The organism is Gordonia zhenghanii, from assembly GCF_021738965.1.
Classification (GTDB): Bacteria; Actinomycetota; Actinomycetes; order Mycobacteriales; family Mycobacteriaceae; genus Gordonia; species Gordonia zhenghanii.
The window spans coordinates 1-14,236 of record NZ_JAKKOQ010000013.1 but is presented as its reverse complement, the minus strand read 5'-3'; the positions used below and the strand labels follow the sequence as shown (position 1 = coordinate 14,236).

The window sequence follows — 14,236 nt, the reverse complement described above, 5'->3', positions numbered from 1 at the left end:
TCAATGAAGGTCCGCCCTGCTCGACGTAGTATCCGGTCGATGACATAGGCTGACCTGCATGACAAGTGCTGACAACGTTCGCGTCCGCTTCTGTCCGTCTCCCACCGGGACCCCGCACGTCGGCCTCGTGCGCACGGCCCTGTTCAACTTCGCGCAGGCCCGGCACGCCGGCGGGACGTTCGTGTTCCGTATCGAGGACACCGACGCCGCGCGTGACAGCCAGGAGTCGTACGACGCCATCCTCGACGCTCTGCGCTGGCTGGGTCTCGAGTGGGACGAGGGTCCCGAGGTCGGCGGCGAGTACGGGCCGTACCGCCAGTCCGAGCGCACGCAGATCTACCTGGACGTCGTCGCCCGACTGCTCGAGTCCGGCGAAGCGTACGAGGCGTTCTCGACGCCCGAGGAGGTCGAGGAGCGACACAAGGCGGCAGGCCGCGACCCGAAGCTCGGGTACGACAACTTCGACCGTGACCTCACCGACGAGCAGCGCGAGGCGTACCGGGCCGAAGGGCGCAACGCGGTGGTGCGTCTGCGGATGCCTGCCGAGGACATCGCGTGGGACGACATGGTGCGCGGCACCACGACGATCAAGGCGGGCACGGTCCCGGACTTCGCGTTGACGCGCGGCAACGGTAAGCCGTTGTACACCTTGGTCAACCCGGTGGACGACGCGATGATGAAGATCACGCACGTGCTTCGCGGCGAGGACCTGCTGTCGTCAACGCCGCGGCAGATCGCGTTGTACGGCGCGTTGATCCGGATCGGTGTCGCCGACGCGGTGCCCGAGTTCGCGCATCTTCCGTTCGTGATGGGGGAGGGCAACAAGAAGCTCTCCAAGCGCGACCCGCAGTCGAGTCTGTTCCATCATCGTGACCGCGGCTTCATCCCCGAGGGGCTGCTCAATTATCTGGCGCTGCTCGGCTGGGGATTCTCCGGCGACGAGGACGTCTTCGGTCTCGACGAGATGATCGAGGCTTTCGACGTCCGCAACGTCAACTCGAACCCGGCGCGATTCGACCAGAAGAAGGCGGACGCCATCAACGCGGAGCATCTGCGTCGGCTGGAGCCCGCTGACTTCGCGGCCCGACTTCGTACGTTCCTGATCGGCCGAGGCGAACTCGTCGAGCCGATCGACGACCAGCAGTTCGCTGCGGTCGCTGAGCTCGTGCAGACGCGTATTCAGGTGCTCGGCGACGCGTGGGCGCTCATCAAGTTCCTGTACGTCGACGACGCCGACTTCGCGTTCGACGAGAAGTCGGCCGCCAAGAATCTCGGAGCCGACGCGGTGCCGGTCCTCGATGCTGCGATCGCTGCGTGCGAGGCATTGGAGACGTGGGAGACGCCTCGGTTGGAGGAGACGCTCAAGACGGCGCTGGTCGACGGGTTGGAGCTAAAGCCGCGTAAGGCGTTCGGTCCGATCCGCGTGGGTGTGACCGGCGCGGCCGTGAGCCCGCCTCTCTACGAGTCGATGGAGCTCCTGGGTCGAGAGAAGAGTCTCGCTCGCCTCCGGATGGCCCGTGAGGTCGCGCAGAATCAGGCCTGACCAGACGATTTGCGCTCAGGGGTGGGGTTGTTGGTAATGTACTCCCCGGCCAGGAAAGCGCCGGTCCACTCACGGTGACCGACGCAGTCCGGGTCAAATCCCTTGGGGTATGGTGTAATTGGCAACACAGCGGTTTCTGGTACCGCCATTCTAGGTTCGAGTCCTGGTACCCCAGCGAAGTTCGCGGAGCGATTTGTGAACTTTACAATTGAAGAGTTGTTCTAGGGCCCCGTCGTCTAGCGGCCTAGGACGCCGCCCTCTCAAGGCGGTAGCGCGGGTTCGAATCCCGTCGGGGCTACAGCGAGAAGACCCTCATCATCCGGTGAGGGTCTTCTTCTTCTCTCTATCTGCTGGTCGAGCGGAGTCGAGACGCACCCCCGCTGGTCGAGCGGAGTCGAGACCGCAACGCTGTAGTTTGCTGCCACATACTGGCAGCAAACTACAGCGTTGATTTCCCGGACGACTGTTCGGCCACTCGCGCCTACTCGTAGTACTGCGCCGTCGAGCCGGCGAGGGGCATCTCGGGGAGTCCGAGTCTGCGGTGGTCCCACGACCGGACACGGTCGGCGACGACGCGGACTGCGACGCGCTTGTGCATCATGGCTTCGACGGCGGGGCGCAGGTCGTCGGTGTACGGCCCGTTGTAGCGTTCCCACACGCCGATTCCGGCCTTCAGGCACGTGTCGGAATCGTCGTAGATCTCGGCGTGGCCGGAGATGCTCACGCCGCGGAGGGCGTCGTAGGTGAGACCGTCTTCGATCGACACCGTGACCCGCGAGTCACGCCGCAGGTTGACGGCCTTCTGCGACTTGGCCTTGGTCTCGATCCAGATCTCGCCGTCGATCACGGCGTACCACATGGCCACCAGGTGGATGCCGTCCTTGCCGTACGTCGCGAAGGTCGCTGTGCGGTGCTCGGTGATGAACGCTTCGACCTCGTCGTCGGACATGACGATCTCACTGCGTCGGTTGGTTCCCATGTGTGAGAACGTAACTCACAATCGGGCGCTGATGTCCGAAGCCGCCGAGATCAGTTCCATGCCATAGCGTTCGCCCGGCTTGCGACCCAATCGGCCGATCGGGCCGGAGATCGACACGGCCGCGATCACGTCGCCCGCCGAGTCGTAGACCGGTGCCGACGCGCTCGCGACGCCGTCGACTCGTTCGGAGACGCTGTGTGCCCAGCCGCGTCGCCGGATGTCGGCGAGGGTGCGGTCGGTGTAGGCGGCGTCCAATAAGAGCATCGAGCGGGTGTCCGGGGCGGCCCACGCGGCGAGGACCTTGGCCGCAGATCCGGCAGCCATGGTGAGTCGGGTCCCGACAGGAACGGTGTCGCGCAAGCCGGTCGGCGGTTCCGACGCGGCGATGCACACGCGGACTGCGCCTTCGCGGCGATACAGTTGAACGGACTCGCCGGTGGACTCCTGCAGCCCGGGAAGTACCAGCAGAGCGGCTTCGCGCACATGGTCGTGTGCGGTCGCGGCGAGCCGAGCGAGCGCCGGACCGGGGACCCACCGTCCGGAGTCGTCTCGGGTGAGGAACTCGTGGACCTCTAGTCCTACGGCGAGGCGGTGTGCGGTGGCGCGAGGCAGCCCGGTGGCCTCGCACAGTTCGTTGAGGTTGCGTGGTGCGGCCGAGACGGTGTGCAAGACCGCCACGGATTTGTCGAGCACGCCGATTCCGCTATCCTTTCCCATAGGACGATACTAGCTGTCCAAATAATGAGATCAAGTATCGGCGGGGCGGCCCGTCGAAGGAAAGAACCGAGTGGCTCATGAGTGACAAGAACGCGAAGCCGCGCACGCTGGCCGAGAAGGTGTGGGACGACCACGTCGTGGTGCCCGGTGAAGTGGACGCGCACGGCAATGCGAATCCGGACCTGATCTACATCGACCTCCACCTCGTCCACGAGGTGACCAGCCCGCAGGCCTTCGACGGTCTCCGCGTGGCGGGTCGCAAGCTCCGCCGCCCGGACCTGACCATCGCGACCGAGGACCACAACGTCCCGACGACGGACATCTTCAGCCCGATCGCCGACCAGGTGTCCGCGCTGCAGGTCGAGACCCTGCGTCGCAACTGCGAGGAGTTCGGCGTCCGCCTGCACCCGATGGGCGACGCCGAGCAGGGGATCGTGCACGTCGTCGGACCTCAGCTCGGGCTGACCCAGCCGGGCATGACGGTGGTCTGCGGCGACAGCCACACGTCGACGCACGGTGCGTTCGGAGCCCTCGCCATGGGCATCGGCACCTCCGAGGTCGAACATGTGATGGCCACCCAGACGCTGTCGTTGCGCCCATTCAAGACCATGGCCATCACCGTGGACGGCGAACTGCCCGACGGCGTGACGAGCAAGGACTTGATCCTTGCGGTGATCGCCGAGATCGGGACCGGCGGCGGCCAGGGGCACGTCCTGGAGTACCGCGGCTCGGCCATCGAGAGCTTGTCGATGGAAGCGCGCATGACGATCTGCAACATGTCGATCGAGGCCGGTGCACGTGCGGGCATGATCGCCCCCGACGCGACGACCTACGAGTTCCTCAAGGGTCGCCCGAACGCGCCGCAGGGCGACGACTGGGATGCGGCCGTCGAGTACTGGGACAGTCTGCGTACCGACGACGGGGCCGAGTTCGACCGCGAAGTCCGCATCGACGCTTCCCAGCTGACCCCGTTCGTCACCTGGGGTACCAACCCGGGCCAAGGCCTGCCGCTGGGCGCGAGCGTTCCCGATCCCGCCGACATCGTCGACGAGAACGAGTCCTCCGCTGCAGCCCGTGCGATCGAGTACATGGGGCTGACTCCGGGAACCCCGCTGCGCGACGTCGAAGTCGACACGGTGTTCGTGGGGTCGTGCACCAACGGTCGTATCGAGGACCTGCGCTCGGTCGCCGAGATCCTGACCGGCCGCAAGGTGGCCGATGGGATGCGCATGCTGATCGTCCCCGGATCGATGAAGGTGCGTGCTCAGGCCGAAGAAGAGGGACTCGGCGAGATCTTCACGGCGGCGGGCGCCGACTGGCGGATGGCCGGTTGTTCGATGTGCTTGGGGATGAACCCCGATCAGTTGTCGCCGGGGGAGCGTTGCGCGTCGACGTCCAACCGCAATTTCGAAGGTCGCCAGGGCAAGGGCGGCCGGACCCACCTCGTCTCGCCTGCCGTGGCGGCCGCGACCGCCGTCCGCGGCCGGCTCGCTGCTCCCGCAGACCTGGTCTGACCCCGACGAGCTGAGAAAGTAGAACTGACATGGAAGCCTTCACTACGCACACCGGCATCGGAGTTCCGTTGCAGCGCAGCAACGTCGACACCGACCAGATCATCCCCGCGGTGTATCTCAAGCGAGTCACCCGGACCGGATTCGAGGACGGCCTGTTCGCGAGCTGGCGCACCGATCCGGACTTCATCCTCAACAACGAGCCCTGGTCCACGGGGTCGGTCCTGGTGGCAGGCTCGGACTTCGGTACCGGATCGTCGCGTGAGCACGCCGTCTGGGCACTCATGGACTTCGGGTTCCGCGTCGTCATCTCGTCACGCTTCGCCGACATCTTCCGCGGAAACTCGGGCAAGGCCGGACTGCTTGCCGCCCAAGCCGATCAGTCGGACGTCGAACTGCTGTGGAAGCGACTCGAGGCCGAGCCCGGACTGGAGATCACCGTCAGTCTCGAGGAGTTGACTGCTACTGCGGGCGACCTCGTCGTACCGATCCACGTGGACGACTACACCCGCTGGCGCCTGATGGAAGGCCTCGACGACATCGGCCTCACTCTGCGTGAGGTGGACGAGATCGGGACCTACGAAAAGCGTCGCCCCTCGTTCAAACCGGTGACCCTCTGAAACATCGCACGACCCACTCGACCCCCGTCTCGACTCCGAATCCGGTGTCGCGGCGGGGGTTCGGTGTCGATCCGGTGAATACCTTTTTCGGAGAGTCTCTGTGATCTGCGACATGTTTTCCTCTACCGTGTGACATAGCTGGCGAGCCGAGTCGGCGTGATCCGCGGAGGTTTGAATGAACAAGGCAGAACTCGTCGAGGAACTCGCTAAGAGCCTCGACGCCGATCGAAAGACGGCGAACACCGCCGTCGAGCACCTGATCGACACCATTGTGCGCGCCGTGAACAAGGGCGAGAGCGTGACGATCACCGGATTCGGAGTCTTCGAGAAGCGAGCTCGCGCGGCTCGTGTCGCGCGGAACCCGCGCACCGGCGAGACGGTCAAGGTCGCGGCCACCCAGGTCCCGTCCTTTCGACCGGGCGCCCAGTTCAAGGCGATCGTCGCCGGACAACAGAAGCTGTCTGCGGGCCAGCCCGCTGTGAAGAGGGCCGCCCCCGACGCCGTACCGCCCACGAAGACGGCGGCCAAGAAGACCGCGGCGAAGAAGACTGCAGCGAAGAAGACCGCAGCAAAGAAGGCGCCTGCGAAGAAGGCCGCGACTAAGAAGGCCGAGGCCAAGCCGGCGCCAGCTAAGAAGGCTGCGGCCGCGAAGACTGCGACGACGAAGACTGCAGCCGCGAAGACTGCGACGACGAAGACTGTGACGAAGAAGTCACCGGCTCCGAAGAGCGCGGCTAAGAAGTCTGATGCGGGGAAGTCCGCTTCCAAGAAGTCATCGGGTAAGAAGTCGTCCGCTAAGAAGAAGTGACCTCGAACATCGTCAGTCCGCGAACGGGCTGGGGATGTGATCGACGGCGATCAAGGTGTCGCCGCGCAGGGTCAGGACGCACACGCTGCCCTTCCGGTTCCGGGACGCAGGCAACCTGACGCCGTCTCGCTCCGCCCAGCGAGCGAGCACAGGCGGAATCACCTTGCCCTGACTACAGACCGCGCGCACCGGTTCGTCGCTGGCAGCGAGGGCTAGCAGTCGCTCGAACGATGCATCGGGGTCGGCGGCGTACGCCTCCTCGGTGAGTGTCGGTTCCACTTCGATGGACTCGCGGAGCGCCTCCGACAACGGTACGAGAGTCTGCACGCAGCGCAGACGATCGGCCGCGTGAAGATGATGCGCGCCGAACAATCCGAGCAACTCGGTCAGTGCGGCCGCCTGGCGGCGCCCCTCCTGGTCGAGGGGACGGTCGCGGTCGTCGCCGCGGAACTTCGCACGTCGCCCGGCCTTTGCATGCCGCACCAGCAGCATCGTGTGCAATTCGTCGACCGGCTTGGAAGCGAAAGTACGCAACACCTTTCGGTCGGCTGCGTAGCTCACCTTCGCGATGGCGTCGTCGATCGAGTGCCACCGCAGCGTGTCGCACTCGTGGTTGACGACGAACTCTCCGCCGGTCGCGGCCACCGACCAGTAGGCGACCTTCTTCAGGGCGCCCGAACCGAGCCGGTATTCGACGGTGATCAACCGATGGCCCATCCGGACCTCGTAGCCGGTCTCTTCGACGAGTTCGCGTGCCGCCGTGGCGACGAGGAGTTCCCCCGGCTCCGTCTTTCCCTTCGGCAGCGACCAGTCGTCGTACCGTCGACGGTGCACCAGCGCCACTTCGATTCCCGCGGCCGAGCGACGCCACAGCACACCGCCCGCGGCCCACACCACTTTCTGCGAGGACGAACTCATCCGGCTGTTCCCCTCACCTGCCGTCGTGGGGTTCCAAGTGGTGACGGGAGCGGCGGGCCATTCTCCGTTGATGGTCACGGACCTCTTCGCCGGCCGCCGGACGGGCCTCCCAGTTGCCTTCCGACCGCAGTTCCCAGCACCGGGTGCGCGGGTCCATGGCCGAATCGAAGATGTCCTGCAGGTCGGCCACCAGACGGTGATCACGCACCTGAACCATCACCTCGACACGCCGGTCCAGGTTTCGGTGCATCATGTCCGCGCTGCCGATCCAGTACTCGTCCTGCGCTCCGAAGTGGAGGATGCGTGAATGCTCTAGGAACTGGCCGAGGATCGATCGGACGACGATGTTCTCGCTGAGTCCGGCGATACCGGGTTTGAGTGCGCAGATCCCGCGGACCACGACGTCCACCGGCACGCCTGCGCGCGACGCGCGGTACAACGCATCGATCACCTGCTCGTCCACGAGTGCATTGGCCTTGAGCTGGATCCGCGCTCGCGTGTCACCGTTCTCGAAGGCACGGATCTCGCCGTCGATCCGTTCCACGATGCCCGTGCGGATGCCTGCGGGCGCGACGAGAAGGTTGCGGTACTCCTTCTTGCGTGAGTACCCGGTCAACGTGTTGAACAGGTCGGTCAGGTCGGCGCCGATCTCCGGAGCCGCGGTGAACAGGCCGACGTCCTCGTACAGGCGAGCCGTCTTCGGGTTGTAGTTTCCGGTGCCGATATGGCAGTAGCGGCGGATCGTCGAACCCTCGCGGCGCACCACCAGGCAGGTCTTGCAATGCGTCTTCAGACCGACGAGACCGTAGACGACGTGGACGCCGGCCTGCTCAAGTTTGCGCGCCCACTTGATGTTGGCCTGCTCGTCGAACCGGGCCTTCAGTTCGACGAGGGCGACGACCTGCTTGCCTGCCGCGGCCGCGTCGATGAGGGCGTTGACGATCGGGGAGTCGCCCGATGTCCGGTACAGCGTCTGCTTGATGGCCAGCACATGCGGGTCGGCGGCGGCCTGTTCGATGAACCGTTGCACACTCGTGGAGAACGAGTCGTACGGGTGCTGGACGAGGACGTCGCCGTCGCGGAGCGTCGAGAAGATGCTCTTGGGCGTCTCGCGCTCACCGAACGCCGGATGCGTCTTGGGGACGAACGGCCGCTCTTTGAGTGCAGGCCGATCGAGGCCGTACACCTGCCAGAGTGCGGTCAGATCGATGAGCCCGGGGATCTGGACGACATCGCCCGGATCGACGTCGAGTTCGCGCAGCAGCATCTCGAGCATGTGATCGGTCATGTCGTCGCCGACCTCGAGGCGGACCGGCGAGCCGAAACGGCGGCGTGCCAGTTCTCGTTCGAGCGCTTGAAGAAGGTCTTCGTCGCGGTCTTCGTCGACCTCGAAATCGGCGTTGCGCGTCACCCTGAACAAGTGGTGGTCGACGATGTCCATGCCGGGGAAGAGCTCGGACAGGTTGGCCGCGATCACCTTCTCCAACGGCAGGAACAGGGCGGGCGGCTGCGGCATGTCTTCGGACCGCCGCTCGCTCTCGCCGGTCAACGTGTCGACCCGGATGAACCGATTGACGTTGTTGGGGACCTTGATTCGCGCGAAGTGCTCACTGCCTTCGGCGCGGTCGCGGACGGTGACCGCGAGGTTCAGGCTCAGCCCCGAGATGTAGGGGAACGGGTGCGCCGGATCCACCGCCAACGGGGTGAGGACCGGGAACAACTCGTTGTGGAAGTGCTGACGGAGTCGCGACTGCTGGTCCTGCGTCAGATCAGACCATTCGACGAGGCGGATGTTCTCGGCTTCGAGCGCCGGGATCACCGAGTCGATGAACACCCGGGCGTGGCGATTGGCGATCTTGCGGGAACGCGACGCGATCATCTGCAACTGTTCGCGGGGCGAACGTCCGTCCGCGGAGCGCACAGACAGTCCGGTCTCGTCGCGGCGTTTGAGGCCTGCGACGCGCACCATGAAGAACTCGTCCAGGTTGGACGCGAAGATCGCGAGGAACTTGGCCCGTTCCAGGATCGGCATCGACTGGTCCTCGGCGAGTGCCAGGACACGGGAGTTGAAGTCGAGCCACCCCAATTCGCGGTTGAGGTAGCGGGCCGCAGGCAGGTCCGCGTCGAGCTCTGGAGTCACAGTCTCGGCGGGCAGAGCTGACGGCAAGGCGGTCAGGGATGCGGTCTCGATGTCGTCGGCGGTGCTCACCGGTTCATTGTGCCGCATCCGCGGCGGACTGTCCTGTCGAACCCGGCGCGCCGTTCGCCGGGCGGGCGAGTGCGGTGAGTGTCCGTGGACCGAGCCCTATCTCAGAGGCGACGGCGAGGTCGTCCGGGGTGTCGATATCGGTCCGGAGGTCTGGCCAGCGTCGACGATCGGGATCGAGTTCGACCGCCCCCGCATCGCGGTGCCGTTGCGCCGACTCGGCACCGAACCGCGGGGTGAAGCCAGGGTGTGCGACGAGCAGAACGGTGCCGTGCCCGGACCGGTCGGCGACGAAGGCGGCCGGCGCGGACTTCAGTGCGAGCGCTGCCTCCTGCAGCGACTGGGCGAGTGAGTCTGGTTGCAGGGCGGGCAAGTCTGCTTGAAGGAAGGCGGTCGGCCCGGTCGGTGCGGCGCCATGGGCGAGCGCGGCGTTGAGCGAGGAGAGCCCCGTGGCCGGCCCCGGCTCGTCGAGGACCCGCGCACCGGTGTCGGCGGCGAGGCCGTGCACGTCCGCGTCGGGACTCACGACCACGGCGGCGGCTCCGATCGCAGCGACGGCGTCGAGCGTGTCGAGGAGCATGGCGGCTACGAGCGCCCGACGATCCGCGGAAGCCGGGAGCGGGGTCAGCCGTGACTTCGCGTCCGACAACGACTTCACCGCGAGCACGACAGTGCACCGAGCCGACGTCGACGCTGCAGTGGCCATGGCAACCATCGTGCAGCACGAGAATGCCGAGTCGGTGATCGGGTCGATGCGAATCGGGTGCGACGGCAATCGCATGGCTTAGGCTGAACTCACTCTCGTGTGGACCGGTGTGAGGAGTTGCGTGTGCGTGCAGTGGTGATGGGTTCCGGCTCGTGGGGCACCGCGGTGGCGAAGGTTCTGGCGGACGCCGGGAACGACGTCGTGATGTGGGCCCGCCGACCCGAGTTGGCCGAGCAGATCAACGTCGACCATGTGAACGGCGACTACCTGTCGGGGATCACGCTGCCGGACACGTTGCGCGCCGTGAGCCAACCGGCGGAGGCTTTGGCCGGGCGCGAGCTCGTGGTCTGCGCCGTTCCGTCGCAGTCGTTGCGGGACAACCTCTCCCAGTGGCTCGACGACTTGTCGCCGAACGCGATCCTGCTGTCGCTGGCCAAAGGCGTCGAAGTGAGCAGCGGCAAGCGGATGAGTGAAGTGATCGCCGAGGTCACCGGTTTCCCGGCGGAGCAGATCGCCGTCCTGTCCGGCCCGAACCTCGCTCGCGAAGTGGCGCAGGGGCAGCCCGCGGGGACTGTCATCGCGTGCGTCGACGAAGAGCGGGCCAAGCAGGTGCAGAACGCGTTCGCGACCGGATACTTCCGGCCGTACACGAACACCGACGTCGTCGGATGCGAGATCGGCGGCGCAGCCAAGAACGTCATCGCTCTCGCCTGCGGGGTCGCGTCGGGGATCGGGTACGGCGAGAACACGTTGGCGATGATCATCACTCGCGGACTCGCCGAGACCATCCGGCTCGGGGCGGCGCTCGGCGCGGACATCACGACGCTCGCCGGGCTCGCCGGGATCGGTGACCTGGTCGCGACGTGCTCGTCGCCGCTGTCGCGGAACCGCTCGTTCGGTGCGCGGCTCGGTGAAGGAGCGAACCTCGACGAGGCGCAGGCGGCGACCAACGGGCAGGTCGCCGAAGGCGTGAAGTCATGCCGGTCGGTGCGCGCCCTCGCTCAGGCGCACGGGGTGGAGATGCCGCTCACCGAAGCCGTCTACCAACTCTGCCACGAGGGAATGGGCGTGCAGGACATGGTGAGCAGTCTCTTGGGGCGGTCGACGAAACCCGAGGTGTACGGCCCGATCTGACCGTACGAGGGTCTGCGCTATTTCCCGAAGTCGAGGGGCGCGCGATCGAGTCTCTGTGCGACGAGCGCCGAGATATCGGTGATCGGCGCGTTGCCCGAACCCGCGGGGACCCACATGGCGATGTACGGGCGGTGATCGACGCTGACGTAGGCCTGCCCGCGTCCCTGAACGGTGTCGGTCATGAACCACTGCACCGGGTCGATGACCTGCAGCGCGCTGGTCGGCGCCAATTCGTCGGGCCGGGAGACGCCGCAGCGGACGACGATCGGGTCTGAGCCCTCGCGGCTCCAGCGGACGGTGGTGCCGTCGACGGCTTTCCCGTCGAAGTCGCCGAGCCGGTCGGGCAGAGCGTCGATGAACGCCGGACACTTCTCGGAGCCTTCGCCCTGCGCGGTCGAATAGTCGTCGACCGGAGTCGATTCACTGTCCGGCCGATTCGAGTACTTGACCGCGGCGAAGGCGATGAACACGGCGATCACCATCACCGGGACTGCGACCAGGGTCGCGATCAGTGCCGGGCTGAGGGGTGAACGCTGTTCGTCATCGGAGGATTCGGCCATGGGATTCAGGATAGCCAGCGGTCGGCCGAGCCCTGGGGCCTGCCAGTAGGATCGGGTCGATGCAGACTGTGAGTGACATCGGTGAACGTCGCCTGATCGCCATGTTCACCGAGGCGGCGACATCGGCCGACGACGACGTGGTGATCGGGTCGGGCGACGACGCTGCCGTGTTCACCGCCGATGGGCCGGTGGTCGTGAGCACGGACACCGCAGTGGCCGGACGACACTTCCGATTCGACTGGTCGACCCCGACAGAGATCGGCGCTCGAGCAGTGGTGCAGAGCGCCGCAGACATCGCGGCGATGGGCGGGCGGCTCACCGGAACGACCGTCTCCCTCGGCTGCCCGCCGGAGACGCCGGTGGACCGACTGCTCGCGATCAATGCGGGCATCGTCGAGCAGACCCATGCGTACGGCGCCCGAGTGCTCGGCGGGGACCTCGTGTCGTCGCCGACGACGGTGATCACGGTGACCTCCATCGGCGTGCTCGACGGCGTCGCTCCGGTCACGCTCTCGGGCGTCGGGGTAGGCGATGTCCTCGCCGTCAGTGGACCGCTCGGCGGTGCGGCAGGCGGTCTCGCGGTGCTGTCAGCAGTCGAACACGGGGCGGATCCCGCTCTGCACGACCGCCATCCGGTGGCGTTGGCCGCTTATCGGCTGCCGCAGCCGGATCTGGGCGCGGGCCCCCGTGCTGCGCGGGCGGGCGCGACGGCGATGACCGACGTGTCCGACGGGCTCGTCGAAGAACTGGTGACACTGTCGGCGTCGTCGCGGATGCGTCTGGACGTCGAGTCGGCGTCCGTGCCGCGCGTCGACGGCCTCGATGCGGTCGGCGACGACCTCGCCGTCGACCCGGTGCGCTGGGCGCTCGGCGGCGGTGAAGACCACGTCCTGCTCGCGGCGTTTCCCGCCGACGCAGTGCCTGCGGACTGGACTCGCATCGGTGTCGCCTCCGCAGGCGTCGGGGCCTTCGTCGACGGTGAGCCCGTCGGCTCGATACGGGGCTGGCAGTCGTTCACACAGACGTGATGATTAGATGCAACGCATGGCTGTCTATGCACTCGGCGATCGTGAGCCGACCCTCGGGAAAGACGTGTTCATCCATCCTGACGCGACGGTGATCGGCGCCGTCACGTTGGGCGACGGCGTCTCAGTGTGGCCGGGTGCGGTACTGCGCGGCGACTACGGGACGATCACGGTCGGCGCCCGCACCAACATTCAGGACGGAACCGTCGTCCACTGCACGTTCACCGAGCCGACGGAGATCGGCGCGGGCTGCGTCGTCGGACACAACGCGCACATCGAAGGGGCCGAGATCGGCGACGACTGTCTGATCGCGTCGGGGTCGGTGGTGCTGAACGGTTCGACGATCGGAGCGGGTTCGATCATCGGCGCGGGCGCAGTCGTCTCCTACAAGTCCTTCGTGCCCGAGCGCTCGATGGCGCTCGGCGTGCCGGCCAAGGTTCGTGAAGGATATGTGGTGGCCGACGGGCATCTGACGGCGAACACCGAGCTCTACTATCAGAACGCGCAGTTCTATTCGACGAACCTGCGGCGGATCGATCGATGAGCCCCAAGCCACTCCACGAACTCCTCGACCCGGGGTGGGCGCAGGCGCTCGCACCCGTCGAGGAGCAGATCACTGCGATGGGCGAGTTCCTACGCGCCGAGATCGAGGCGGGGCGTCGGTATCTGCCCGCAGGCGCTAACGTGCTGCGCGCGTTCACCCAGCCGTTCGACGACGTGCGGGTCCTCATCGTCGGCCAGGATCCGTATCCGACGCCCGGCCACGCGGTGGGTCTGAGCTTCTCGGTCGGGGCCGACGTGCAGCCGGTTCCGCGGTCGTTGCAGAACATCTACACCGAGTACTGCGACGACCTCGGTCATCCGCGTCCCTCGAACGGCGATCTCACGCCGTGGGCACAGCAGGGCGTTCTGTTGTTGAACCGAGTCCTCACGGTGATGCCGGGCGAGCCCGCGTCACATCGCAACAAGGGCTGGGAGATCGTCACCGAGTGCGCGATCAAAGCTCTCGCCGCCCGCGACGAGCCGCTCGTCGCGATCCTGTGGGGCAACGATGCGCGCAAGCTCGTCGAGTGGATGCCCGACGTTCCGACGATCGAGTCGGTGCACCCGTCGCCGCTCTCCGCCTCGCGCGGCTTCTTCGGGTCGAAACCCTTCAGCCGCGCGAACGAAGAACTCCTCGACCTCGGCGGCGATCCGGTCGACTGGCGCCTGCCGTAACGGATCTCGACTCCGCTCGATCAGCGAATGGTGGTCGAGCCCGGTCCTGCTGGTCGAGCGGAGTCGAGACCCTGCTGGTCGAGCCCGGTCCGCTGGTCGAGCGGAGTCGAGACCCCGCCCGTCGAGCCCCGGTCCGCTGGTCGAGCGGAGTCGAGACCCCGCCCGTCGAGCCCCGGTCCGCTGGTCGAGCGGAGTCGAGACAGTGAGGATGGAGGGTGGGTCCTCGGGGGCGTGTTCTGACTTGAGTCGAGACTGACGCCTGTGTGGTTGTCGTGAAGGGGACGTGTCGAA

The 14,236-nt window shown here is 66.5% G+C and carries 14 protein-coding genes and 2 tRNA genes; 10 read left to right on the top strand and 6 right to left on the bottom strand.

From position 1 onward, the window contains the following. Nucleotides 1-58 precede the first annotated feature (58 nt). From gltX to L5G32_RS13900, 3 genes are all read left to right on the top strand, one after another. Complete coding sequence (gltX, locus tag L5G32_RS13910; protein WP_237011663.1) at nt 59-1,543, top strand: glutamate--tRNA ligase; 1,485 nt, start codon at nt 59-61, stop codon at nt 1,541-1,543. A gap of 103 nt (nt 1,544-1,646) precedes the next feature. Next, nucleotides 1,647-1,718 (top strand) — tRNA-Gln (locus tag L5G32_RS13905). 50 nt (nt 1,719-1,768) lie between these two features. Next, nucleotides 1,769-1,841 (top strand) — tRNA-Glu (locus L5G32_RS13900). A gap of 183 nt (nt 1,842-2,024) precedes the next feature. On the opposite strand, the gene L5G32_RS13895 is transcribed toward L5G32_RS13900, so the two are convergent. Then, nucleotides 2,025-2,522, bottom strand: a complete 498-nt coding sequence (locus tag L5G32_RS13895; protein WP_237011662.1) for a TIGR03618 family F420-dependent PPOX class oxidoreductase — start codon at nt 2,520-2,522, stop codon at nt 2,025-2,027. A 15-nt stretch (nt 2,523-2,537) separates the two neighbouring features. Continuing rightward, nucleotides 2,538-3,239 (bottom strand): IclR family transcriptional regulator, encoded by a 702-nt coding sequence (locus L5G32_RS13890; protein WP_237011661.1) that lies wholly within the window; start codon nt 3,237-3,239, stop codon nt 2,538-2,540. A 77-nt stretch (nt 3,240-3,316) separates the two neighbouring features. Between L5G32_RS13890 and leuC the strand changes: the two genes are divergently transcribed. From leuC to L5G32_RS13875, 3 genes are all read left to right on the top strand, one after another. Further along, nucleotides 3,317-4,753, top strand: a complete 1,437-nt coding sequence (leuC, locus tag L5G32_RS13885; RefSeq protein ID WP_237011660.1) for a 3-isopropylmalate dehydratase large subunit — start codon at nt 3,317-3,319, stop codon at nt 4,751-4,753. A 29-nt stretch (nt 4,754-4,782) separates the two neighbouring features. Continuing rightward, nucleotides 4,783-5,370: a 3-isopropylmalate dehydratase small subunit gene (gene leuD / locus L5G32_RS13880; RefSeq protein WP_237011659.1), complete on the top strand. Its 588-nt coding sequence runs from the start codon at nt 4,783-4,785 to the stop codon at nt 5,368-5,370. Nucleotides 5,371-5,545: 175 nt separating this feature from the next. Next, nucleotides 5,546-6,178 carry an HU family DNA-binding protein gene (locus tag L5G32_RS13875; protein ID WP_237011658.1) on the top strand — a complete coding sequence of 211 codons (633 nt, stop codon included), beginning with the start codon at nt 5,546-5,548 and terminating at the stop codon, nt 6,176-6,178. Between the two features lie 12 nt (nt 6,179-6,190). Here L5G32_RS13875 and L5G32_RS13870 read toward each other — a convergent pair whose 3' ends face one another. Genes L5G32_RS13870 through cofC form a run of 3 tightly spaced genes read right to left on the bottom strand, consistent with a single transcriptional unit; the run spans nt 6,191 to nt 10,017 of the window. Next, complete coding sequence (locus L5G32_RS13870) at nt 6,191-7,096, bottom strand: NUDIX hydrolase (protein ID WP_237011657.1); 906 nt, start codon at nt 7,094-7,096, stop codon at nt 6,191-6,193. A gap of 13 nt (nt 7,097-7,109) precedes the next feature. Next, nucleotides 7,110-9,323 carry an RNA degradosome polyphosphate kinase gene (locus L5G32_RS13865; RefSeq protein ID WP_265739022.1) on the bottom strand — a complete coding sequence of 738 codons (2,214 nt, stop codon included), beginning with the start codon at nt 9,321-9,323 and terminating at the stop codon, nt 7,110-7,112. Continuing rightward, nucleotides 9,310-10,017, bottom strand: coding sequence for a 2-phospho-L-lactate guanylyltransferase (gene cofC, locus L5G32_RS13860; RefSeq protein ID WP_237011842.1), 708 nt, complete (start codon nt 10,015-10,017; stop codon nt 9,310-9,312). Before cofC ends, L5G32_RS13865 begins: the two co-directional genes overlap by 14 nt. 114 nt (nt 10,018-10,131) lie before the next feature. Here cofC and L5G32_RS13855 point away from each other — a divergent pair, with 114 nt between their 5' ends. Then, complete coding sequence (locus tag L5G32_RS13855) at nt 10,132-11,142, top strand: NAD(P)H-dependent glycerol-3-phosphate dehydrogenase (RefSeq protein ID WP_237011655.1); 1,011 nt, start codon at nt 10,132-10,134, stop codon at nt 11,140-11,142. Between the two features lie 17 nt (nt 11,143-11,159). Here L5G32_RS13855 and L5G32_RS13850 read toward each other — a convergent pair whose 3' ends face one another. Further along, nucleotides 11,160-11,702: a DUF3515 domain-containing protein gene (locus L5G32_RS13850; protein ID WP_237011654.1), complete on the bottom strand. Its 543-nt coding sequence runs from the start codon at nt 11,700-11,702 to the stop codon at nt 11,160-11,162. 59 nt (nt 11,703-11,761) lie between these two features. On the opposite strand from L5G32_RS13850, the gene thiL reads away from it, so the two are divergent. Genes thiL through L5G32_RS13835 form a run of 3 tightly spaced genes read left to right on the top strand, consistent with a single transcriptional unit; the run spans nt 11,762 to nt 13,945 of the window. After that, complete coding sequence (thiL, locus tag L5G32_RS13845) at nt 11,762-12,730, top strand: thiamine-phosphate kinase (RefSeq protein ID WP_237011653.1); 969 nt, start codon at nt 11,762-11,764, stop codon at nt 12,728-12,730. A gap of 16 nt (nt 12,731-12,746) precedes the next feature. Continuing rightward, nucleotides 12,747-13,271, top strand: coding sequence for a gamma carbonic anhydrase family protein (locus tag L5G32_RS13840; protein ID WP_237011652.1), 525 nt, complete (start codon nt 12,747-12,749; stop codon nt 13,269-13,271). Beyond that, nucleotides 13,268-13,945: a uracil-DNA glycosylase gene (locus L5G32_RS13835; RefSeq protein WP_237011651.1), complete on the top strand. Its 678-nt coding sequence runs from the start codon at nt 13,268-13,270 to the stop codon at nt 13,943-13,945. Before L5G32_RS13840 ends, L5G32_RS13835 begins: the two co-directional genes overlap by 4 nt. The last annotated feature ends 291 nt before the right edge of the window (nt 13,946-14,236 follow it).

Coding starts and splice junctions, on each gene's coding strand:
- gltX (WP_237011663.1), top strand. CDS start 59: ATGACAAGTGCTGACAACGTTCGCGTCCGCTTCTGTCCGTCTCCCACC.
- L5G32_RS13895 (WP_237011662.1), bottom strand. CDS start 2,522: ATGGGAACCAACCGACGCAGTGAGATCGTCATGTCCGACGACGAGGTC.
- L5G32_RS13890 (WP_237011661.1), bottom strand. CDS start 3,239: ATGGGAAAGGATAGCGGAATCGGCGTGCTCGACAAATCCGTGGCGGTC.
- leuC (WP_237011660.1), top strand. CDS start 3,317: ATGAGTGACAAGAACGCGAAGCCGCGCACGCTGGCCGAGAAGGTGTGG.
- leuD (WP_237011659.1), top strand. CDS start 4,783: ATGGAAGCCTTCACTACGCACACCGGCATCGGAGTTCCGTTGCAGCGC.
- L5G32_RS13875 (WP_237011658.1), top strand. CDS start 5,546: ATGAACAAGGCAGAACTCGTCGAGGAACTCGCTAAGAGCCTCGACGCC.
- L5G32_RS13870 (WP_237011657.1), bottom strand. CDS start 7,096: ATGAGTTCGTCCTCGCAGAAAGTGGTGTGGGCCGCGGGCGGTGTGCTG.
- L5G32_RS13865 (WP_265739022.1), bottom strand. CDS start 9,323: ATGCGGCACAATGAACCGGTGAGCACCGCCGACGACATCGAGACCGCA.
- cofC (WP_237011842.1), bottom strand. CDS start 10,017: ATGGTTGCCATGGCCACTGCAGCGTCGACGTCGGCTCGGTGCACTGTC.
- L5G32_RS13850 (WP_237011654.1), bottom strand. CDS start 11,702: ATGGCCGAATCCTCCGATGACGAACAGCGTTCACCCCTCAGCCCGGCA.
- thiL (WP_237011653.1), top strand. CDS start 11,762: ATGCAGACTGTGAGTGACATCGGTGAACGTCGCCTGATCGCCATGTTC.
- L5G32_RS13840 (WP_237011652.1), top strand. CDS start 12,747: ATGGCTGTCTATGCACTCGGCGATCGTGAGCCGACCCTCGGGAAAGAC.
- L5G32_RS13835 (WP_237011651.1), top strand. CDS start 13,268: ATGAGCCCCAAGCCACTCCACGAACTCCTCGACCCGGGGTGGGCGCAG.